16 protein-coding genes are annotated in these 22,239 nt (G+C 42.2%); 12 read left to right on the top strand and 4 right to left on the bottom strand.

All coding sequences use genetic code 11. The annotated features are described in order from the left end of the window. Positions 1–23 precede the first annotated feature (23 nt). Complete coding sequence (locus GO009_RS10155) at positions 24–734, bottom strand: bifunctional 2-polyprenyl-6-hydroxyphenol methylase/3-demethylubiquinol 3-O-methyltransferase UbiG (protein WP_163626104.1); 711 nt, start codon at positions 732–734, stop codon at positions 24–26. Positions 735–965: 231 nt separating this feature from the next. Here GO009_RS10155 and GO009_RS10150 point away from each other — a divergent pair, with 231 nt between their 5' ends. Together GO009_RS10150 and GO009_RS10145 are read left to right on the top strand one after the other, a co-directional pair. Continuing rightward, on the top strand, positions 966–1,460 hold the full coding sequence (locus GO009_RS10150; protein ID WP_163626103.1) for a YkgJ family cysteine cluster protein: 495 nt from the start codon (positions 966–968) through the stop codon (positions 1,458–1,460). 21 nt (positions 1,461–1,481) lie between these two features. Continuing rightward, positions 1,482–2,330, top strand: a complete 849-nt coding sequence (locus tag GO009_RS10145; protein ID WP_163626102.1) for a sterol desaturase family protein — start codon at positions 1,482–1,484, stop codon at positions 2,328–2,330. A gap of 571 nt (positions 2,331–2,901) precedes the next feature. Here the strand turns inward: GO009_RS10145 and GO009_RS10140 are convergent. Continuing rightward, entirely contained in the window at positions 2,902–4,125 is a 1,224-nt protein-coding gene (locus tag GO009_RS10140) for an exo-beta-N-acetylmuramidase NamZ domain-containing protein (RefSeq protein ID WP_163626101.1), read from the bottom strand. Positions 4,126–4,128: 3 nt separating this feature from the next. Here GO009_RS10140 and GO009_RS10135 point away from each other — a divergent pair, with 3 nt between their 5' ends. The 3 genes from GO009_RS10135 (at position 4,129) to GO009_RS10125 (ending at position 7,509) form a co-directional block, all read left to right on the top strand. After that, positions 4,129–5,370, top strand: coding sequence for an FtsX-like permease family protein (locus GO009_RS10135; protein ID WP_163626100.1), 1,242 nt, complete (start codon positions 4,129–4,131; stop codon positions 5,368–5,370). A 64-nt stretch (positions 5,371–5,434) separates the two neighbouring features. Next, positions 5,435–6,733, top strand: coding sequence for a M20/M25/M40 family metallo-hydrolase (locus tag GO009_RS10130; RefSeq protein ID WP_163626099.1), 1,299 nt, complete (start codon positions 5,435–5,437; stop codon positions 6,731–6,733). Beyond that, entirely contained in the window at positions 6,733–7,509 is a 777-nt protein-coding gene (locus GO009_RS10125; RefSeq protein WP_163626098.1) for an aldose 1-epimerase, read from the top strand. The genes GO009_RS10130 and GO009_RS10125 overlap by 1 nt, the downstream gene beginning before the upstream one ends. A gap of 17 nt (positions 7,510–7,526) precedes the next feature. Here GO009_RS10125 and GO009_RS10120 read toward each other — a convergent pair whose 3' ends face one another. After that, the gene (locus GO009_RS10120) at positions 7,527–8,897 is read right to left on the bottom strand and encodes an exonuclease domain-containing protein (RefSeq protein ID WP_163626097.1); all 1,371 of its coding nucleotides are present in this window, start codon (positions 8,895–8,897) and stop codon (positions 7,527–7,529) included. A gap of 387 nt (positions 8,898–9,284) precedes the next feature. On the opposite strand from GO009_RS10120, the gene GO009_RS10115 reads away from it, so the two are divergent. Together GO009_RS10115 and GO009_RS10110 are read left to right on the top strand one after the other, a co-directional pair. Beyond that, a complete protein-coding gene (locus GO009_RS10115; protein ID WP_163626096.1) occupies positions 9,285–12,281 on the top strand; it encodes a TonB-dependent receptor in 2,997 nt (998 codons plus the stop codon). 12 nt (positions 12,282–12,293) lie between these two features. Further along, a complete protein-coding gene (locus tag GO009_RS10110; protein WP_163626095.1) occupies positions 12,294–13,892 on the top strand; it encodes a RagB/SusD family nutrient uptake outer membrane protein in 1,599 nt (532 codons plus the stop codon). A gap of 162 nt (positions 13,893–14,054) precedes the next feature. Here GO009_RS10110 and GO009_RS10105 read toward each other — a convergent pair whose 3' ends face one another. Further along, the gene (locus tag GO009_RS10105; protein WP_163626094.1) at positions 14,055–14,897 is read right to left on the bottom strand and encodes an AraC family transcriptional regulator; all 843 of its coding nucleotides are present in this window, start codon (positions 14,895–14,897) and stop codon (positions 14,055–14,057) included. Between the two features lie 132 nt (positions 14,898–15,029). On the opposite strand from GO009_RS10105, the gene GO009_RS10100 reads away from it, so the two are divergent. The 5 genes from GO009_RS10100 to GO009_RS10080 all read left to right on the top strand — a co-directional run bounded on the left by GO009_RS10100 (position 15,030) and on the right by GO009_RS10080 (position 22,203). Beyond that, positions 15,030–15,953, top strand: a complete 924-nt coding sequence (locus tag GO009_RS10100; protein WP_163626093.1) for a dihydrodipicolinate synthase family protein — start codon at positions 15,030–15,032, stop codon at positions 15,951–15,953. Continuing rightward, on the top strand, positions 15,950–17,473 hold the full coding sequence (locus tag GO009_RS10095) for an aldehyde dehydrogenase (NADP(+)) (protein ID WP_163626092.1): 1,524 nt from the start codon (positions 15,950–15,952) through the stop codon (positions 17,471–17,473). Before GO009_RS10100 ends, GO009_RS10095 begins: the two co-directional genes overlap by 4 nt. Before the next feature lie 54 nt (positions 17,474–17,527). Further along, positions 17,528–18,535 carry a 4-hydroxyproline epimerase gene (locus GO009_RS10090; RefSeq protein WP_163626091.1) on the top strand — a complete coding sequence of 336 codons (1,008 nt, stop codon included), beginning with the start codon at positions 17,528–17,530 and terminating at the stop codon, positions 18,533–18,535. Between the two features lie 14 nt (positions 18,536–18,549). Further along, the gene (locus GO009_RS10085) at positions 18,550–19,791 is read left to right on the top strand and encodes an FAD-binding oxidoreductase (protein WP_163626090.1); all 1,242 of its coding nucleotides are present in this window, start codon (positions 18,550–18,552) and stop codon (positions 19,789–19,791) included. Positions 19,792–19,950: 159 nt separating this feature from the next. Further along, positions 19,951–22,203, top strand: a complete 2,253-nt coding sequence (locus GO009_RS10080; RefSeq protein WP_163626089.1) for a S9 family peptidase — start codon at positions 19,951–19,953, stop codon at positions 22,201–22,203. Positions 22,204–22,239 lie beyond the last annotated feature (36 nt).

Here is a 22,239-nt window from a genome sequence, read left to right as displayed (position 1 = left end):
AAAACGTTCCGCATCGGAAACTATTATTTCTTTAATGTGAGCTTAGCCAAATAGTCGAAATGCTCACCAGAAATTACAAGTTCGCAATCCAATCCATTGGATTCGCTAGCGTTTTGCAAGGTATCGAAATCTACGTAAACCCAATCAAACGCTTTGCCTTTTTGGCCTTTATATTCCATTTCAAAAACTACTTCGCCATAATAGGTTCCATCATTGGGAATCCAGTAACCACCATCTTCATCCTGTTCAAACATGTAAACAATATCGCTGGAATCCAACAGAATCTGTCCGTTGGGCTGCAATAATGAGGCCAAATGCAGTAGAAAACGGCTTAAATTGTTCAGTTTGCCTGCCAATCCAATGCCATTCATAAGTAGAAGCAAGGTATCGTAACGTTCATTGGCATAATCCAAAACATCACTCACAACTGTTGAACGGATGCCTCTTTCCTTGCAAACGGCAATGCATCCTTCAGAATTGTCCAAGGCGGTGACATCAAATCCTTTGTTTTGTAGATAAAGGGCATGACTTCCAGCACCGGCACCAATGTCCAAGACTTTTCCACGAGCTAATTGAAGTGCTTTTTGCTCAATTTTAGGCATTTCATCAAACTCTCGGAACAAATAGGGAACGGGTATTACATCTTCTTCATCTAAAGATGAATACGTTTTAATGTCCTCCGTATAGTCCCCTTTTTGATAATCCAATAGGGCCCTTCCAAAAACATCTGCCATGTTTCGCATTTATTTTACAAAGGTGTGATTTTAATTGTTTGGAAAGCCTTAAAATGGATAAGTTTGTTCTTGAATGTTTGTCTGCACATAAAAATGTACGTCACCCTGAGCTTGTCTCAGGGTCTCATCATAAAGTATTGAGTGCTATTGGTTGTGGGATGCTGAAACAAGTTCAGTATGACGTTTTATAAGAGCTTTGGTACATTATAGATAAGAAATGTTTGTTTTGTTATGGATGAAATTTTGGAAGAATTACCCCAAAGAGCCAAGGAAAAACATGCAGAGAACAAAAAGTTTTTTGCCAAGTTAAAAAAGCGCCCTCCCAAAGACCTGGATTATACGATGCAGGAACTGCACGAAACGGAATTTGAACGCACGGATTGCCTCACCTGTGCCAATTGTTGCAAAACTACGGGTCCGTTGTTCACCAATGCTGATATTAACAGGATTTCTAAATATTTTAGGATGAAGCCCTCCCAGTTTATAGATGAATATTTAAGGGTTGATGAAGAAAACGACTATGTATTGCAAAGTGTGCCCTGTACTTTTTTAGGGGTCGATAATTACTGTTCTATTTACGACGTTCGCCCCAAAGCCTGCCGCGAGTTTCCGCATACGGATAGAAAAAAGTTCCAACAGATAACCAACCTTACCTTAAAAAATGTAGCAATTTGTCCTGCTGCATATAATATTGTGGAGGAGATGAAAAAATCCATAAAATTTTAATGATTTGCTATATTTGAAGGAATGGAGCAACTGATTTCTTATTTCGATACCATTCCCTCTTGGCACCGCAGCCTGATTTTGGTGGGCGGAATCACTTTTTTCTGGATTTTGGAAGGTGTGGTACCACTTTTCAATGTTCCCTATAAAAAATGGCGACATTCCGTTCCCAACTTCTTTTTTACGTTGACCACAATTATCGTGAATTTTCCGCTGGCATTTTTGTTGTTAAAATCATCGGATTGGGCGGTGGAAAACCAATTTGGTATCATTAACTGGCTGCCAGAGATGCCTTTGTGGCTTTATGTTTTGCTCGGGGTGATGCTTTTGGATTTGATAGGTGCTTATGCGGCCCATTGGGTAGAACACAAAGTAAAACCTTTGTGGATGGTTCATTTAGTACACCATTCCGATCACAATGTGGATACCACGACTGCCAACAGGCACCATCCATTGGAAAGTTTGATTCGATATGCATTTACTTTGGCAGGTGTTATACTTGTAGGGGCGCCAATTGGTATAATTATGCTGTATCAAAGTTTATCCGTGGTGTTCTCACAGTTCAATCACGCTAATATTCGTTTGCCAAAAAGGGTGGACAGTGTCATCAGTTGGATTATTGTAAGCCCTGATATGCACAAAGTCCACCATCATTATCAGTTACCTTATACCGATTCCAACTACGGAAACATTTTCTCCATTTGGGACAGATTATTTGGTACGTACATGTCGATGGACGTAAAAGATATTGTTTACGGAGTGGATACCTTTCCCGATGAAAAGGAGAACAGCAGCATTAAAGGTTTGCTAAAGCAGCCTTTTCATAAATATCGTAGACCGACCACAGAAAATCAAGAGGTCATTTCGGAATGAGATGCGAAGCGGCGATTGAGAAATCTCAGCTAACCTCAGATTTCTCACATCCGTTCGAAATGACGAAAATCCAATTCTGGAAAATTCGAGCAATTCGTGTCAAAAAACATATTTCAACAACACCTCTCAGGTTCCCTCAAGGGGACAATCCGAATGATTCTAAATCCAATCCACGGCCTTGATAATTTAAAAAGACAAACAAATTGTCATTCCGTGCCACTCCTATGAGATGCTGAAACCAGTTCAGCATGACGATGAAAAGTCATTTCGAAATGAGATGCGAAGCATCGATTGAGAAATCTCAAGCTTCATAAAATGGATTTCTCACACTCCACCCAATACCAATTGGGTTTCGGTTCGAAATGACGTGAACAAGTTCAAGAGGACAAAACATTTGTTAAATTCGTGTCAATTACTATTGACCGTCATTCCGAACTTGTTTCGGAATCCCATTGGAGTGAGACCCTGAAACGAGTTCAGGGTGACGTAAAGATTCTTCGCTAAAATCAGAATGAACAAAGAGGGGTATTTGTGCAATTCCTGCCTAGTGGCAGGCGTGTCAGCGTTTAAATCAATCATAAATCAAGTACTTCGCTCGTATTTTTTTAAAGTTTGCCAAATCCGCTTGCCAAGTGGCCTTGATTTCTTCATTTGTCATACCTTGCTCAATCTGTTTTTGAAGTAAGGGAGTGCCTGCGTGTTTGGTGAAACCGCTTGTTAAAAAGAAGTTGGACTTGTCCAAGGTGTTGTTGTAGGCATCAATGATCCATTCCATAGTCACTTCGTTCATTCTGGGGGTTTTGGATAGGTCTCGACCATAACATGTCTTGCCTTCCTCTTTTGGATATTTAGAGCCAAAATTGGGTTCGGGCACATAACTAAAATCATAGGCTGTACTATCCATAAACGATGTCCCATAACGTTGAAATTGGAACTCGGTGCCACGTCCTGCATTCACATTGGTGCCTTCAAACAAGCCCAAGCTGGGGTAAAGCGTAATTGATGTGTGGTTGGGCAAATTTGGAGAGGGTCTAATAGGCAAATGATATTCGGATTCGTGTGTATAATTTTGCAATTCAATAACCGTTAAATCAGCTTTGCTGCCATTTTCCAACCACCCCTCGCCGTTCAACATTTGGGCATATTCGCCAATCGTCATCCCGTAGACCAACGGAATCGTGTTCATTCCCAAATAACCGGTGTGTTCTTTCATCATGGTAGGGCCATCTACATAGTGCCCGTTGGGGTTGGGTCTGTCCAAAACAATAATGGGTATATCATTTTCGGCACAGGCTTCCATCACCAGTTGTAAGGTGGCGATATAGGTGTAGAATCGAACTCCCACATCCTGAATATCAAAAACAACGACATCCAAATTGCTCAGTTGTTCTTTGGAAGGTTTACGGTTTTTGCCGTAAAGGGAGGTTATGGGCAGGCCAGTTTGGGTGTCCACACCATCTTTAACATGTTCCCCGGCATCAGCTGTACCTCTAAAACCGTGTTCGGGGGCAAAAACTTGCTTCACATCAACACCAGAGGAAAGTAGGGAATCCACTAAATGTGTATGCCCTTGTTCGTTAAAAACAACACTAGTTGGGTTGGCAACTACACCTACTGCTTTACCTTTTAAAAGGGGGAGATAAACTTCGGTACGATTAGCGGCCACTTTAATGGGAGCAGGTGCTTCGGTTGAGGGTTCTGAAGCAGAAATAGCCTCTTTTTGTTGTCCCTTGCATGATGAAAACACCAAAAACAACAATAAAACTGTACTTTTGATCTTAGATAAAATGGGCATTCGTTGAATTTAGAGTTATTTATTGCCAAACGCCTGGTTACAGGGAAGGAACATAAAATTAGTATTTCCGCCCCGATAATAAAAATTGCAATCGCTGCAATCGCAATCGGTGTGGTAATGATGCTCATTGCCATTGCAACGGGTGTCGGCCTAAAAAATAAAATTCGCGAAAAGGTCGCCGCATTCAATGGCCATATCCAAATTTCCAATTTCGACAACAACAATTCCGAGGTTTCGCTGACGCCGGTTTCTATAAATCAAGATTTTTATCCTGAGTTTAAGAATATAGAAGGCGTAAGGCACGTACAGGCGGTGGCCACCAAAGGTGGGATTATCCGAACAGCCGATACTTTTGAAGGTATGCTGGCCAAAGGCGTGGGAACCGATTACGATTGGAGCACCTTTAAAGAATATCTGGTCGAGGGCAGATTGCCCGATTATGGCGGTAAACTGAACGAGGAGGTGCTCATATCCAGTTTAATGGCCAATAGATTACGGTTAAAAGTTGGCGATACCTTCTTTTCCTTTTTTCTTCGGGATGGTGATGCCTCCAAAATGCCCAACAATAGGAGGTTTAAGATCGTTGGTATTTATGATAGCGGTTTTGAGGAGTTTGATGAGACTTATGTGTTTGTGGATATTCGCCACATTCAACGGATGAACAAATGGAAAGAAAACCAAATTGGTAATTTTGAGGTTTTTATCGATGATTTTGACCAATTGGAAGAAAAAAGCAACGAAATCTACGGTAAAACGGTATCCGTTTTGGATACGCAAAACATCAAAAGTAAATATTACCGCATTTTTGAATGGATAGGCCTTTTTGATTTTAATATTGCCCTGATCATTGGCATTATGATCATTGTTGGCGGTATCAACATGATCACAGCTTTGTTGGTCTTGATTTTAGAGCGAACCCAAATGATAGGAATTTTAAAAGCATTGGGGTCTGCCAATTGGAGCATCCGAAAGGTCTTTTTGTACAACGCTGCCTATTTGATCGCCATCGGGCTTTTTTGGGGCAACCTCATAGGTCTGGGACTCATTTTTCTTCAGAATAAGTACCGTATGTTCAAATTTCCGAATCCCGAGGAATATTACATCGACTACATTCCCGTGCACATGGATATGCCAACCATCTTACTTTTGAATATCGGGGTAATGTTGCTCTGTTTGCTGATGCTTTTGGTGCCATCGTACATCATCACTAAAATAACGCCGGTAAAAGCCATCCAATTCGAATAGAAGCTATTTTCCCATGTGGGCTTTTCAATCTAAATTGATAACTTGTCAAACAAAATAACCCACCATGACATTTAAATATTATTCCACCTTATTTGCTTTGCTTTTAACTGCATCCATAACTGCACAAAAACTTTCCAGAACCGAAAAAAAGATTGTTTCGACCATTGAAAAAAATAATTCCGATGCAATTGATTTTTTGGAAAGGGTAGTGAACATAAATAGCGGTACCCTTAATGCCGAAGGCGTTAAAAAAGTGGGGATGGTTTTTAAAGATGCCTTTGACAATATCGGATTTGAGACCAAGTGGATAGAAATGCCAGCCGAAATGAATCGCTCAGGTCATTTATTTGCCGAAACCTCGGGCCCAAAAGGAAAAAAGCTACTACTTATTGGTCATTTGGATACCGTTTTTGAGGAAGATAGTCCGTTTCAAACTTTTGAAATGGTTAACGACAGTATTGCCCATGCCCCGGGTGGCAACGATATGAAAGGCGGCGATGTAATTGTGCTGTATGCCCTAAAAGCATTGACGGACAATGGTCTGTTGGATGATGCACAGATTATTGTAGCCTTTACTGGGGACGAAGAGAGTACAGGTAAACCTTTGTCCATCAGTAGAAAGGATTTGATTGATGCCGCAAAGCGAAGCGATGTTGCCTTGGGATTTGAAACCTCCACTGGCTTCAACTATGCCACTGTTGCTAGAAGAGGGTCCTCGGGATGGGCCGTTGAGGTTGAGGGTAAACGTGCACATTCCTCTGGTGTTTTTAGTGAAAATACAGGAGCAGGTGCCATTTTTGAAATGTCCCGAATTCTACATCAATTTTACACTGATGTAAAGGGAGAGGATTTGCTAACCTTTAATCCAGGTGTACTGCTTGGTGGAACTTTTGTGAATTATGATGAACTGACCAGCAGGGGTGATGCCTTTGGTAAAACCAATGTGGTTGCTCAAAAAGCTGTGGTTAAAGGTGGGCTTCGATTTATATCCGAAGAGCAAAAAGAACGAGCTAGAGCCAAAATGAGGGAAATCGCAGCCAATAATCTTCCACAGACCTCAGCAAGTATTAGTTTTACCGATAGCTACCCTGCCATGGGGCCTACAGAAGGAAATCGTGCATTGTTGAGCATACTTAACGAGGTAAGTTTGGATTTAAAACAAGGTGAGGTATTGGCTTATGACCCTGGCAAAAGAGGTGCTGCCGATATCTCTTTTGTTGCCAATTATGTGGATGGCTTGGACGGATTGGGCACTATGGGCTCTGGAGCACATACCCCTCAGGAAACCGTTAACTTGAATACCATTGAAGCGTTGACAAAACGTACAGCCATTTTGATTTACCGATTGATAAATACCAAATAATGGTAACACTAAAAACAAATACTTCCATAGTAAAGATTGATGTGGGGGAACTTGTGGGCTATGAAGTAAACGGACACGAATTTATTCACCAAAAAGGAAGCCCGGGGTGGGGCAGCGCCGATACTGAAATGTTCCCGATAATCGGCCCAGTAAACGAGTCTGATTTTCGTGTAAAAACACCTAAAGGGGATGCAATTCAAGACCAACATGGACTTTTGCGCCAAATGGCATACGAGTTGGAGCACCAAACCGATACTTCTGCCGTTTTTGTAAAGCAATACCGATCGGGAACCAAAGTTCCCAATTCAAAATTTCCAGAAAAATCTACCGAAGCGCTTTTATCATGGCCTTACAATTTTAGGTTCGAGAAATCCTTTTTGTTGACCGATGATGGGCTGGAAGTTCATTTTAAAGTTTTGGGAGAAGAAGGGATGCCTTTTATGTTAGGATATCACCCTGCTTTTAAATTGCATTCAAAATCACCGATTATTGTGGCCAAGGGACAAGAAATTACGTTAGAGAAGGTTTTGGCCTTTGGCAATCGAGCGCTTCAAGTGGCAGATTGTACTTCCATCACATTAAAAGATGAGAAGGAAATCACCATTAAAACCGAAGGTTTTGGAAATTTTATGTGCTGGACAGAGGTGCGGAATATGGTATGCATTGAACCTATTTCATTTTATCCCTATGCCGTAAAACAGACGGATTTGCATCAAGGGTTTCAAAAACTGAATGATTCAGTTCGTTTTAAAGTGACTTTAAAGCCAGAAGCATAGCTTAAGGGTAAGATGCTTTAATGGACAAGTATTTGACTCTTGTCGTGTTTCAAAAAATATTGGGTAAGAATACTTTCGGTTTCCACCGTATGTTTCTGTGGGGTAATAAAAGCTTCTACATCTTCTAGGGTAGATATCTCTATGTCCGTATCGATAAAGCCAAAGCCTTTGTAAATACCATCCGCAATCAAAACCACGGCACTTTCATTTTCGACCCTGCCTTTTTCTTTGATGATCCTGACTTCGGACGACAACATTTTCATGTGGTCAATAGCTTCCTCGACCTTTTGGTTGTAATCTTCAGGATTTTCATCACCCCTACAAACACCTTCGCAGGAATTTATCTCATGATGGGAACAAGCCGCATTGGTCTGTTGTAAATGGCAATACCTTGGGCAGAGCAAAAAACTTTTGCAGACTTCTTCCAAATATGCTCGGCACTCTGTTTGGTTATGAATCACTTTTAATGGGTTGGGAACCCCTTTAATGGTATTGTAGGCAAGGTGCATAATTCCATTTCGGTCTTCGTAGGCAAAAATGGCGTATTGCCGTCCAGTTCTTTTTTGGGCACGGTTATAGGGTGGAAACAATCTTTTTATTTCTGCGGATTCCATTAAAAGGGCCACTAATTCGCTGCCGGCCAATTTAAAATCAATGTGGGCTGTCTCACTGCACATTTGGATTTCTTTCTTGCTCTTGTCGTAAAAGTGTCCCAATACCCTTTTTTTTAGGTTGATGGCCTTTCCCACATAAATAATTTCCCCTTTTTGGTTCATAAAATAATAGATACCGGGTTTTTGGGGAATCTTGTCAAAAACAGCTTTGGGCAGATGGGGAGGAAGGGTAGCTTCTTGACTTCGGGCGTTCAAAAACTTTTTAAAAACCACCTCTGATTCAGGTTTTCTCAAAAGTTTTTCAAATAAAAGAACTGTAGCATGCGCATCGCCCCGGGCACGGTGGCGGTCCACCAAGGGAATTTGGACCGCAGAACACAACTTTCCCAGACTGTAAGAACGTAGACCGGGAATCAATTTACGGGATAAACGTACCGTACAGAGCTTTTTACGAGTAAAATCAATGCCAATTTGCCTAAACTCTTCTTTAATGACACCGTAGTCAAAATTAACGGAGTGGGCCACAAAAATGCAACCCTCCGTAATAAATTTTACAGTATCTGCAATTTCCGGGAAGGTAGGTGCATTTTGCACCATTTGGTCGTCAATTCCTGTAAGTCCGGTTATAAAATAGGGAATGGGACATTGAGGGTTTACCAGTGAAGTGAATTCATCCACGATTTGGTTGCCATCATATTTAAAAATAGAGATTTCGGTAATCTTATTTCCCTTGATTCCGTTACCTGTGGTTTCTATGTCGATGATGGTGTACAAAGTCTAAAAAATTGGCTTTTAAAGTTAGGGTTTTATCTGCACTTAATTTGAGTTGGAGGAATGATGTGTTTCTTTTTTTGGGATAGGATTATACGGAAGGTAAAAAGGGTATCATCCTAATTTTTAATAAAATCAATTTCATAGAAATAAGTGTGGAAATTATACTTAATATAGGTGTATTGATAGGATTAAGTCGATTATGATAAGGAAAATAGCCTTGATTGGTCAATATAATATCAAAACCGGATAATATTTCCAGAAATCTTCTGATACATAAGTTTACATTTACAAGTGTAAAATTAACGCTTATTAATCTTTAAATCAATATTAACGATGCTGAGCAATGGTTTTTACAGGAAAAATTAACTCAACTAATTAACATGTATTATGAAATTGGCTAACTTTTTATTTAAAGAATGTCTGGGAACCAATTGTCTTAAAAAACAGATTGTTTTGTCCTTGTTTTGCGTTTTCATGGCGCAAGCTGGGTTTTCCCAACAGACGGTTACGGGTAGCATTACGGACGAGCAGGGAATCCCTATTGCAGGGGCAGCTGTATTGGAGAAGAACTCCACAAATGGTTCTGCTACCGATTTTGATGGGAATTATGAGATTACCACCTCGCAATCCGATGCAGTATTGGTGTTTTCTTATTTAGGTTTTGTGAGTCAGGAAATCCCGGTACAAGGAAAATCCACTATAAATGTGGTATTGAAAGAGGACTTGCAACAACTATCGGAGGTGGTAGTGATCGGGTATGGTACGCAAAAACGTGCCGATGTAACCAGTTCGGTGGCAACGGTAAAATCGGAGGATTTTGTGCAGGGTAACGTAAAGGATGCGGCGCAACTTATTCAGGGTAAGGTTGCCGGTCTATCGGTATCTGCTCCATCAGGTGACCCTACCGAGGGCACACAAATTAATTTAAGGGGTACATCTTCAATTTTGGGTGGGACCAACCCCTTGGTTTTGGTCGATGGGGTTCCGGGGAGTTTAAATACCGTGGCACCCGAGGATATCGAATCCATTGATGTACTTAAAGATGGTTCCGCTACGGCAATATATGGTACCCGGGGCACCAATGGTGTGATCATCATCACAACAAAGAAAGGAACAAATGATATGAAATCGACCATTGAGTATAATGGGTACGCTTCACTTTCTACCATAGCCAACCGAATGAACTTTTTGGATGCAGGTGAACTAAGACAAAAATTTGAAAAGGGATACACCTTTAATGGGGCCAATCTTCAAGATTTTGGCGCAAATACAGATTGGGTTGATGAGATTACCCGAGATGCCTTTAGCCAAGTACACAACCTTATTTTCAGGGGAGGGAACTCAACTTCCAATATGACAGCTTCTTTGAACTATCGAGATATAGAGGGTATTTTTCAGAAATCGGACAATAAAAAACACACAGCGAGAGTAAGTGTAAACCACGCGATGTTCGACAACCGATTAAAGGCCAATGTTGGGGTGATTTTAAGCGAACAAACATATAATGCCCTTGGTGACGGTGAAAGTTTTAATCCATACATATATAGACAGGCCATTATTAGGAACCCTACTGAGCCGGTATACAATGAAGATGGAAGCTGGTACGAAAGAGATGTATATTTCTACGATAACCCAGTTGCGTATATTGAAGAGACCATAGGCCAGAACAGGTATAGAAACACAAGGTTTGACTTTTCCTTGAGTTATGATTTTGGAGATCATGTTACCGTTAAGGGATTATATACCCGTAAAGGAAATTCAAATATTAGAGGGTTTTACCAAACCAAGGATCATGTTTCGACCACAAAAAACGGACAAGAGGGATTTGCTTCTAGGGGAACGGATGATTATGTAGGAAATTATGGCCAGTTTACCGTGGATTACGACAATAGCTTCGGAAAACACAAAGTAACAGGTTTGGTAGGTTACAATTATGAAGATAATACCAACGAAGGCTTTTGGGCCACAAACCGACGTTTTCCAACAGATGGCTTTACTTATAACAACCTTGGTAGCGGACAAGGACTTCAATTGGGTGAGGCCGGAATGGGCAGCTACAAGAATTCCGATAAATTGATTGCGTTCTTCTCTAGGGTCACTTATAATTATGATGATCGCTATTTGTTAATGGCAAGTTTGCGCCGTGAAGGTTCCTCTCGATTTGGTGAGGATTATAAATGGGGTAATTTTCCAGGTGTGTCAGTGGGATGGCGTGTAAACCAAGAATCCTTTGCAGAAAATTGGGATTGGCTTTCCAACCTAAAGTTAAGGACTGGTTTTGGGGTTACCGGAATCAATGCAGGTTCCAATTATCAATCATTGAGCGGACTTACCTACGGAGATTATTTCTTAAATAACGGACAATGGGTAAGGCAACTGATACCTTCACGTAATGCCAATCCAAATTTACGTTGGGAGAAAAAGGAAGAGTTTAACCTGGGATTGGACTTTGGTGTTCTTGATGGACGAATCAATGGATCTGTTGATTATTATAACAGAACTACAAAGGATGCATTGTTCAATTATAGTGTGCCAACACCTCCATACTTTTTCGGTACCATTGCCGCCAACGTTGCGCAAATCAAGAATACCGGTCTAGAGTTTTTATTGAATGTAACTCCGTTCCAAACAGATAATTTTCAGTGGACCGCTAACTTGACATATTCTACAAACACCAACGAAATCATGTCGCTTTCCAATGATGAATTCCAGTTGACCAATGATTTCTTTGATGAAGGCTACACCGGAGAGCCTATCCAAATAAGTACGCACCGTGTGCAAGAAGGCCAACCGATCGGTAATTTTTATGGACTTAAAAGTGTTGACATTACCGATGACGGTATTTGGGTCATAGAAAGACCTGATGGATCTTTGGTTCCGGCCACCGAGGCCACTAATGATGACAGACAGGTATTGGGTAACGGACTGCCAAAGGCATACTACAGTTGGAACAATACGGTAAGGTACAAGAACTGGGATTTAATGGTCAATTTAAGAGGCGCATTGGACTATCAGATATTGAATTTCTCCCGTATGTTCTATGAAAACCCAACAATAAGCTACAATACCTTGGATTCTGCTTACGATATGGTTTACGGCAAAGCCGTATTGCAAGATGTGCAGCGGTTTGTGAGTTATTATGTAGAAGATGGGGACTTCTTGAAGATAGACAATGTTACCTTGGGCTACACCTTGCCAAAAGATGCCATTAAGTTTGCCCAGAGCTTCCGTATTTACGCATCAGGTCTAAACTTGGCTACCATAACAGGGTATAAGGGGATAGACCCTGAAGTGAACAGAAATGGATTGTCCCCTGGTAATGATGAGAGGGATAAATATCCTTCCATCAGGACATTCACATTGGGTATCAACTTCACATTCTAAAAAAATAAGATTATGAAAAATATAACGAACAAAGTGATTTCACTTAAAATAAAATTATTGACACTCCTTGTCAGCTTATTGTTGCTGCCAATCGGATGTACCGACCTGGAAGAAGAAGTGTTCTCGGAAGTAACCGAGTCTTCGTTCACGCCATCCGAGTCGGATATAATTTCGGTAATGGCCTCGGCCTACACACCCATGCGTTTTGTAATGGGATGGCAAGGATATTTTGATCTACAGGAAGAACCTGGCGATATGTTTGTAACCCCAACAAGACCCAACGGATGGGATGATGGAGGTACCTACAAGCGGATGCATTTCCACGAATGGACAGAGACCCAATGGCAGCCAAGAAACACATGGATTAGCTGTTTCAACGGGATCAATAGTGCCAACAGGGTAATACTTCAGATAGAATCGGGAGAACTTCCCGTTAGTGAGGAGCAAGCAGCATCCATCGTTGCCGAAATGAGAGCGTTAAGGGCCCTATACTATTCCATGTTGGTGGACACCCACGGAAATGTACCAATCATTGCAAGCTATAGCGATGAACTTCCGGTACAAAGTAGCCGTACAGAGGTATACAACTTTATAGTATCTGAATTGACCGAGGTTATACCTAGCTTAACAGAAACCGTTGATCAATCTACATACGGACGTATGACCAAATGGGCCGCTTATCACGTATTGGCCAGAGTATATCTCAATGCCGAAGTGTACACCGGAACCCCACAATGGAGCAAGGTCATAGAAGCTTGTAACGAAATCATCAACAGTAATGCATTTGAATTGTCGCCTAGTTATTCCGACATTTTCAAAACAGATAATGAAACCAATCCAGAAATGGTGTTTGCCATACCCTATGATCAAATTTTTGCGGGACAATGGAGTGCTCACATGAAAATGCTTTTGCCCGATCATCGATTGGTTTTTGATATGCAGGCCCAGCCATGGGGTGGATCTAGCTGTAACCCACAGTTTATAGATAGTTATGATCCAAACGACAACCGTTTGGAGGATACTTGGTTGATGGGAGATCAATTGAATGCATCGGATGGTAGTGTGGTAATGACCTTGAGAAAGGAAATGCCAAGTATTTATGATTGTGATTTTACCGATGGTTTCCGATGTGGAAAATATGAGATAGAATCAGGAGCAACAGGAGGACTAAGTGTTGATTTTCCCTTCTTGCGATATACCGATGTACTCATGATGAAGGCCGAAGCACTCCTTAGAACCAACAAGAGCGATGAAGCAGCAGCCATTGTAACCGAAGTGCGTATGCGTTCCTTTGAGAACCCTGCCCAAGCAACAGTTACCGGAGCTGAATTGGAAGGTGACACCACAGTAGAGTACGGTACTTTGGCCGAAGATGGAACCATTGATAATCCAGGGGATCAATCAGCGGTGCCTTACGGTCGTTTTTTGGATGAATTGGGTTGGGAATTTGCCGCAGAGGCCAGAAGAAGATCCGATATGATTCGATTTGGCGTGTACCAGACAAAAAACTGGTATAATCACACGCCGCAAGGAGAACATACCACATTGTTTCCAATAGGTTTGGAAGAATTGAATACCAATACCAATCTAAGTCAGAATCCTGGGTATTAAATTAAAAATACGATTCAAGCATATTCTTATTTAGTAATTATTTGAGTTTGTTGTTTAGTGAAAAAGCGGATGGGTCTCCATCCGCTTTTATAATTTTATGGGTTGTGTAAATTTCAAGAAGAAAAACACCCAAGTTCCTTTTCTTATGGGGTAAGGGCCAAATTAAAACTGGGCCCTAAATTGTGTGGGGGAACAGCCCTTCAATTCTTTAAATTTTCTATTAAAATTTGCAATATTGTTGAAGCCACATTGGTCGGAAATCATGGAAATGGCAAGTTCCGGATTGTTTAAAATAAGCTTGCAGGCATTTTCTATCCGTATCTCGATCAAGAATTGGAAAAAAGTCTTGTTCGTCCGCTTTTTAAAGTAACGGCAAAAAGCATTTTTGCTCATATTGGCTACATCCGCCACCTCATCAAGGTTAATGGGCTCGTGAAACCTGTCCATAGCATATTTGAACACATCGTTCATCCGTTTCCCTTCATCATCAGAGAACGACTTTCTGTATACAAAGGAAGACAAAGGCTCAGTTTCCGATTGCATTATATGGCTGATAATGATCAAAAGCGTGGCTATTTGCTCCACCTTGTTCTGTGTCTTCAACTTGTTGAACTCTTCAATAATGATTTCTGTATTGGAAATCACTCGCATTCCAAGCTCCGATTTTTTAAAAAATTCTTTAGTTGATGAAAGGTCTGTAATACGGAAGAAATCCTTGCCAAAAGAATTGATGTCAAAAAACAAAGTGTACATAAGCGATTTTGGTGAAGCCGAAACATCACTTTTAAATGCATGGGGCACATACCCTCCAATGACCAAGATGTCCCCTTCCTTGTAATCACTGATCGAATCGCCCACGATCAGAGACCCGGCACCTTTGGCTATATAACTTATCTGAATTTCTGCATGTTGATGAAGCTGGTCATAAAAAACCCGTTCCCGGTCTACCTGGTAGACCAAGGCTTCATCTTTGGGTTTTGGTATTTTGAATGGGAGAACTTTCATTTTTTATACAAATATCATTAAAAAATCGTCCTTGGTCAATAATTTGGGTCAATATAGTATCACAACGAGCTAATAAATAGACCGATTCTTGGCTTGTTGTATTTTATTTTTGTAATCAAAATACTAAGCATTATGATACATTGGGAAGGCGTTATGCCTGCTGTAACAACAAAATTTACAAGTGAGGACAAATTGGACCTTGCCATGTTTGAAAAAAATATTAAGGCTCAGGTAGAAGCTGGGGTCCACGGAATCATTTTAGGGGGTACTTTGGGTGAAGCAAGCACCCTTACCAAAGAGGAAAAGGAAACCTTGATCAAGACATCTTTGGATATTGTGGGCGGTAAGGTTCCTGTAATTATCAATATTGCCGAGCAGAGCACCAAAGAGGCCGTTGCCGTGGCGCAGCACGCAGAAAAAGTCGGCGCACAAGGACTAATGGTCCTGCCACCTATGCGTTACAAGGCAACCGATTACGAAACTGTGGCGTACTTTAAGGCCATAGCGAACAGTACTTCCCTGCCCATCATGATCTACAACAACCCTGTGGATTATAAAATAGAGGTAACTTTGGACATGATGGAAGAATTGTTGGAGTGCAATAACATTCAAGCCATCAAGGAATCCACAAGGGACATCACCAATGTCATCAGGTTGAGAAACCGCTTTGGAGATCGCTTGAAGATATTCACGGGTGTGGATACCCTTGGTCTGGAAAGTTTGGTGATCGGTGCCGATGGTTGGGTGGCCGGATTGGTCTGTGCCTATCCAGCGGAAACCGTTGCCATCTACGAATTGGTAAAGGCTGGAAAGATCAACGAGGCACTTGAAATCTACAGATGGTTCATGCCCTTGTTGGAACTGGACATCAGCCCCCAATTGGTGCAGAACATCAAATTGGCCGAAGTGGCCACAGGAATAGGCACTGAAAATGTCAGACCCCCAAGATTGCCCTTGCAAGGAAAAGAAAGGGAGCGGGTGATCAAGGTGATTGAAACGGCCATGAAAAATAGGCCCGTGCTCCCAGAATATAAACATCTTAAAAGTGTAGTATGATTACAGGTAAAAACTGTATCGCAGGAGATTTTATAGCAACGGGAAAGATTGTTTTCAAAACAGTCAATCCAAAATTGAACATTGAAAACCCAACTACTTTTGTGGAAGCCACAAAAGAAGAGATCGAGGAGGCCGTTACCGCAGCATGGAACGCCTTCAAAACCTATAGAAAAATATCAGGAAAGCAGCGTGCGGCTTTTTTGAATGCCATTGCCGATGAAATTTTGGCCTTGGACCAAGAATTGGTGGATACCTACACCACAGAATCCGGGCTTTCCGAAGGGAGGGCCGTTGGCGAGAGAGGACGTACCATGGGCCAATTAAGGTCCTTTGCCGAGCTGGTTGCCAATGACGATTGGAGGGAAAACACCTTCGACGCCGCCCAACCGGAGAGAAAACCGTTGCCAAAGGATGACCTGAGAAAGACAATGATTCCCTTGGGACCCGTGGCCGTGTTTGGGGCCAGTAATTTCCCTTTGGCCTATTCCACAGCAGGTGGCGATACGGCCAGCGCCTTGGCAGCAGGTTGCCCCGTGATTGTGAAATCGCACCCTATGCATGCCGGGACATCCGAACTGGTGGCGTCGGCCATTGTAAAAGCTGCGGAAAAGACCGGAATGCCCAAGGGCGTGTTCTCCAGCATTAACGGAGGAATTCAAGCGGGGGTGGACTTGGTGAATCATCCTAAAGTAAAAGCAGTCGGTTTTACCGGAAGCATTGGAGGAGGAAGGGCCTTGTTCGATTTGGCAGCAAAAAGAGAAGAGCCTATTCCCGTATTTGCTGAAATGGGAAGCATCAACCCGGTTATCATTACACCCAGCGCCCTTTCCAAAAGGGGAAATGAAATCGCCAAGACCTATGCGGGATCCATTACCTTGGGAACAGGTCAATTCTGTACCAATCCAGGTTTGTTGTTGACCGTAAAAAACGAAAGCACCCAAGATTTTGTCAAAGAATTGGCAAAAGAGACCATTGCTTTGGATCCTCAGTGCATGCTGCATCCAAATATTAAAAGTGGCTACGAAAAAAAAGGAGACGATGTAACTTCACAATCAGGAGTAGAAGTTGTTGGTAAAGTTGAAGGAGATTTAGAACCCAATTATGCAGCTTCAGTGGTTGCGACTGTATCTGGAACAGAATTTTTGGCCAATCCCAAATTGCACCAAGAAGTTTTCGGACCTTTTTCCATGGTGGTTCAATGCAAGGATGAAGCAGAGCTTTTGCAGATTATAGAAGGACTGGAAGGACAATTGACGGGTACCCTTATTGCAGAGGAAAATGATTCCCTTGATTTAATGGAAATCGTGGACACCCTTCAGAATCGAGTAGGTAGAATTATCTACAATGGAGTTCCCACAGGAGTAGAGGTATGTCCATCCATGCAGCACGGTGGACCATATCCGGCATCTACGGATTCTCGTTTTACTGCCGTGGGTACACACGCTATCAAAAGATGGGTAAGGCCTGTAAGCTATCAGTCTTTCCCAAAAAATCTGTTGCCCGACCATCTAAAAGGGTAAGGTATACAGGCAGAAATCTATTAAAAATAAATGTGTCAGTTTTAAAGACAGCGAGTGGCGAGAAAAACTTTTTTTTGTGTTGATGCACATACCTGCGGGAATCCGGTAAGGGTTGTGGCAGGGGGCGGCCCCAATTTGGTGGGGGGCAACATGAGTGAAAAAAGACAGCATTTCCTTAAGGAATTTGACTGGATTAGAAAAGGGTTAATGTTTGAGCCTCGGGGACATGATATGATGAGTGGGAGCATTTTGCTCCCACCTCATGAACCCGAAAATGATTTTGCCATTCTCTTTATCGAGACCTCCGGCTGTTTACCCATGTGCGGGCATGGGACCATCGGAACCATTACCGTGGCCATTGAAGAGGGATTGATCGTTCCCAAAATACCCAGAAAAATCAGGATGGAAGCCCCTGCGGGATTGGTGGAAATTGAATACAAACAAACCGGAAAGAAGGTGGATTGGGTCCGTTTGGTCAATGTAAAATCCTATTTGGCCGCCGAAAACTTGACCATTGAGTGTCCTGAACTGGGTGAAATTACTTTTGATGTGGCTTACGGCGGAAACTATTATGCCATCGTGGACCCCCAAGAAAACTTCAAAGGTGTGCAAGATTTTACGGCAGGACAGATTATTCATTATTCCCAAGTAGTCCGGAAACGAATCAATGAGAAATATCCTAATATGTTCATACACCCGGAGGACAGTACCATTAGGGATGTAAGCCATATGTTGTGGACAGGGGAGCCGTTGGACCCAACATCATCAGGAAGGAATGCTGTTTTTTATGGGGATAAGGCCATAGACCGTTCCCCATGTGGTACAGGAACCTCTGCTCGTATGGCTCAATTGTATGCCAAAGGCAAATTAAAATCAACTGAGCCCTTTATCCATGAAAGCTTTATTGGAAGCAAGTTTGTTGGAAGGATTGAGAAGGAAACCACATTGGCTGGCAAAAAGGCTATTGTACCCAGTATTCAAGGGTGGGCACAGATAACGGGCTATAACAACATAATTATAGACGATGACGACCCATACGCCCATGGGTTCCAGGTATTATAAACCAATTTTCCAAAATGAAGAAAGTGATTGTTGTAGGGGGAGGAATCTCCGGCCTTTGTAGTGCTTACTATTTGGTAAAGGAAGGGTATGATGTTACAATATTGGACCAAACCGATATGACCAGTGGAGCCTCCTTTATCAATGCTGGATATATCACTCCGAGCCATTTTATTCCATTGGCCGCACCGGGCATCATTACCCAAGGCCTTAAATGGATGTTCAACAGTTCCAGTCCTTTCTATATAAAACCCAGATGGGACATGGAATTCTTCAAATGGGCTTTGCTTTTTAAAAAGTCGGCAACCACTTTCAAGGTCAAAAAAGCCATTCCAATACTCAAGGAACTGAACTTGAAGAGCAGGAGTTTGTATGAAGAGCTGTTGGCTTCCCACGAATTTGATTTTCACTACGAAAGAAAAGGGGTGCTGATGGCCTATTGCACCGACAAAGCCGAACATGAAGAATGTGAAGTAGCCGAACAGGCTATTAGGGAAGGGCTTGAGGTGTCCATACTTTCCAAGGAAAAGCTGCAAGAAATCCAGCCCGTTTTTTCAGACAAGGTAAAAGGGGCGGTGCACTATCAATGTGATGCCCATATGACCCCAAACCATTTTATGCAGCAACTAAAGGATTGGCTACAGTCCCAAGGTGTTGTGTTCAGGTTCAACCAAAAGGTTGAAGGGTTTACCGTTAGGGATCAAAAAATTGCGTCCTTAAAAACTCAGGACACTGTTTTTGATGCGGATGAATTTGTTTTGGCCAGTGGTAGTTGGACCCCAAAATTGGCATCTTCCTTGGGATTGAGCATTCCCATCCAAGGTGGAAAAGGATACAGTATGGATGTGCATAGGCCTACGGATATTTCGTTGCCCACCATTTTGGTAGATGCCAGAATGGCCATAACCCCTATGGATGGTTTTACCCGTTTTGCGGGAACCATGGAGTTTTCTGGCAACAATAACGCCATTAAAAAAGAACGGGTGGAAGCCTTGGCGAAAGCTGTTAAGGCTCACTATCGGGATGTGGAAATACAGCCGGATGAATTGAATAGTGCCACATCGGGGCTCAGGCCAGTTTCTCCAGATGGGTTGCCCTACATTGGCAAAACCTCAAAATACCCAAATATGACCATTGCCGCCGGTCACGCCATGATGGGGTGGAGCTTGGGGCCAATAACTGGAAAGTTAGTTGCCGAAGAGGTGACCGGAGTAAAAAACTCCATGAATATTTCCCAGCTTTCTCCTGAAAGATTTTAATTGAACGGATTGTTTTTCTGGATATTAGCAGGAAGAGTAATCGATTAATTGCCGTTTTATTTGTGAATTTCGGTGTTAAGGGTAATATAGTATCAGTATTTGGTAATTTGAATTTGTCTTCAACGAGAGATTATCTCTAGTTTTAGACTTATTTAAACTATGGAATCTTTTGTCAAAAAAATAAGTGTATTTTTTATACTTTTAACTTCGGGAGTGGCATTTGCCCAAGGAACATTAGCGGAATATAAAAAGGCGATAGCGTTGGATTCCCTGTTCCGGAACAAGGTCACCAACTCGCCCTCAACTTTTCATTGGCTTGAAAATAACCTGTTATGGTATGTTAACAATACTGCTGAAGGAAAAGAGTATCTGTGGGTCGATCCGACAAAAAAAATGCAAGCAAAATGTTTTGATCATGAGGTCTTGGCCAAATTGCTTTCCGAAGAATTTGATCAGGATGTAGATCCGAAGAACATAGAGATTAGTGAGCTGGAGTTTGATACGGATTTGAGCGAGTTGAAATTCATTTTTGACAAGGCAAGGGTTTCCTATCGTCCCAATGCCAATAAACTAACGGTAATTGAAGCGAGTGTTGAGGATAGAAGCAGGAATAGAGGCTATTGGGGAAGTAGGTTTGATGAAACCAAAAACCCTCCAGTGGTATCACCTGACTCCAGTCAGACGGCATTTATCAAAAACAGTAACCTATACATCAAGGACAATAAGACTGAAGAGGAAACCCAGTTGAGCTATGATGGCGCTCCCGGATTCTTCTACTCCACATACATAAAATGGTCGCCCGATGGCAAAAAAATCATGGCGTACAAGGTGCGTCCTGGCGACGACCGAAAAATATATTTTGTCGAGTCCAGTCCAAAGGACCAGTTCCAGCCCAAGTTGCAATCCAGGGATTATTTAAAACCCGGGGATGAACTTCCTTTTAAAAGCCCACAACTGTTTTTGATAGATGCTCAAAAACATATCCCTATTCCAACGGACGAATTCAGCCATCAATTTGGTTTGAACAATATCGAATGGAGGGAAGATAGCCGTGCTTTTACATTCGAATACAATCAGCGGGGCCACCAAGCATATAAAGTGATTGAGGTAGATGCCTCGACAGGAAACCTGAAAGTTTTAGTGAACGAAACCAGTGACACCTTTATTGACTATAGCAGTAAAAAGTACCGATATGATGTGGCCGATGGCAAGGAAATCATCTGGACTTCCGAACGCGACGGTTGGAACCACATTTATTTATATGATGGGCAAACAGGAAAAGTAAAAAAACAGCTTACCTCTGGCAAATGGGTGGTACGCAAGGTCCTCCATGTGGACGAGGAAAACAGAGAAGTGTATTTCACGGCAAGTGGAATGGATAAAGGTCAGGACCCGTATTTTTTGCACTACTGCAAAGTAGACTTCAATGGCAATAACTTTACCCGTTTCACTAAGGAAAATGGGAATCACAAGGTCACATTTTCCAATGATTACGCCTATTATGTCGATCAATATTCACGGGTGGATGCACCACCAATTACCCTTTTAAAATCTTCCAAAAATGCCAAGACCGTAATGGAGTTGCAAAAGGCGGACCATTCAGCTTTGCTGGAAGAAGGTTGGATTGCTCCCGAGGTCTTTACCACGAAGGGGCGAGATGGTGTCACCGATATTTGGGGAGTTATTATTAGGCCAACAACATTCGACCCGAATAAAACGTATCCGGTAATAGAATACATCTACGCCGGCCCCCATAGTTCCTTTGTGCCCAAGGATTTCAGGTCCTATTATTGGTCCATGTCCTCGTTGGCCGAACTTGGGTTCATAGTAGTACAGATAGATGGTATGGGAACGTCCAATCGTTCCAAGGCATTTCATGATGTGTGCTGGCAAAACCTCAAAGATGGCGGTTTCCCCGACAGAAAACTTTGGATTAAGGAAGCTGCAAAAAAATATCCCTATATGGATGCGGACAATGTCGGAATTTTTGGGACTTCTGCCGGAGGTCAGAATGCGGCCGCCGCCTTGGTTTTTAATTCGGATTTTTATGATGTAGCAGTCTCCTCTTGTGGTTGTCACGATAATAGGATGGACAAAATTTGGTGGAACGAGCAATTTATGGGGTACCCTATAGGGCCACATTATGCCGAGTGCTCCAATGTGGAAAATGCAGACCAAATGGGCGGGGATTTAATGTTGATATTGGGAGAGGTGGACGATAATGTGGATCCGGCAAGTACCATGCAATTTGCCAATGCCCTGATCAAAGCAAACAAGGATTTTGAACTGGTGACCATACCCGGTATGGGCCATTCTTCAGGAGGGGATTTTGGGGAAAGAAAGCGCAAGGACTTTTTTGTAAAACATTTGATGGATGTTGAGCCACCTTCTTGGGAGGAAATCTACGATTAGAAAAATTAAATAAACAAAGGACCGGAGGTTAGTATA

Source organism: Allomuricauda sp. TY007 (genome assembly GCF_010468565.1).
GTDB lineage: Bacteria > Bacteroidota > Bacteroidia > Flavobacteriales > Flavobacteriaceae > Flagellimonas.
Note: the sequence above shows the minus strand (reverse complement) of the source record. Positions and strands in the feature narration are given on the sequence as shown.

Bases quoted from the DNA above. Each gene is read 5' to 3' on its own strand.
- GO009_RS10155 (WP_163626104.1), bottom strand. From the start codon at position 734: ATGGCAGATGTTTTTGGAAGGGCCCTATTGGATTATCAAAAAGGGGAC.
- GO009_RS10150 (WP_163626103.1), top strand. From the start codon at position 966: ATGGATGAAATTTTGGAAGAATTACCCCAAAGAGCCAAGGAAAAACAT.
- GO009_RS10145 (WP_163626102.1), top strand. From the start codon at position 1,482: ATGGAGCAACTGATTTCTTATTTCGATACCATTCCCTCTTGGCACCGC.
- GO009_RS10140 (WP_163626101.1), bottom strand. From the start codon at position 4,125: ATGCCCATTTTATCTAAGATCAAAAGTACAGTTTTATTGTTGTTTTTG.
- GO009_RS10130 (WP_163626099.1), top strand. From the start codon at position 5,435: ATGACATTTAAATATTATTCCACCTTATTTGCTTTGCTTTTAACTGCA.
- GO009_RS10125 (WP_163626098.1), top strand. From the start codon at position 6,733: ATGGTAACACTAAAAACAAATACTTCCATAGTAAAGATTGATGTGGGG.
- GO009_RS10115 (WP_163626096.1), top strand. From the start codon at position 9,285: ATGAAATTGGCTAACTTTTTATTTAAAGAATGTCTGGGAACCAATTGT.
- GO009_RS10110 (WP_163626095.1), top strand. From the start codon at position 12,294: ATGAAAAATATAACGAACAAAGTGATTTCACTTAAAATAAAATTATTG.
- GO009_RS10105 (WP_163626094.1), bottom strand. From the start codon at position 14,897: ATGAAAGTTCTCCCATTCAAAATACCAAAACCCAAAGATGAAGCCTTG.
- GO009_RS10100 (WP_163626093.1), top strand. From the start codon at position 15,030: ATGATACATTGGGAAGGCGTTATGCCTGCTGTAACAACAAAATTTACA.
- GO009_RS10095 (WP_163626092.1), top strand. From the start codon at position 15,950: ATGATTACAGGTAAAAACTGTATCGCAGGAGATTTTATAGCAACGGGA.
- GO009_RS10085 (WP_163626090.1), top strand. From the start codon at position 18,550: ATGAAGAAAGTGATTGTTGTAGGGGGAGGAATCTCCGGCCTTTGTAGT.
- GO009_RS10080 (WP_163626089.1), top strand. From the start codon at position 19,951: ATGGAATCTTTTGTCAAAAAAATAAGTGTATTTTTTATACTTTTAACT.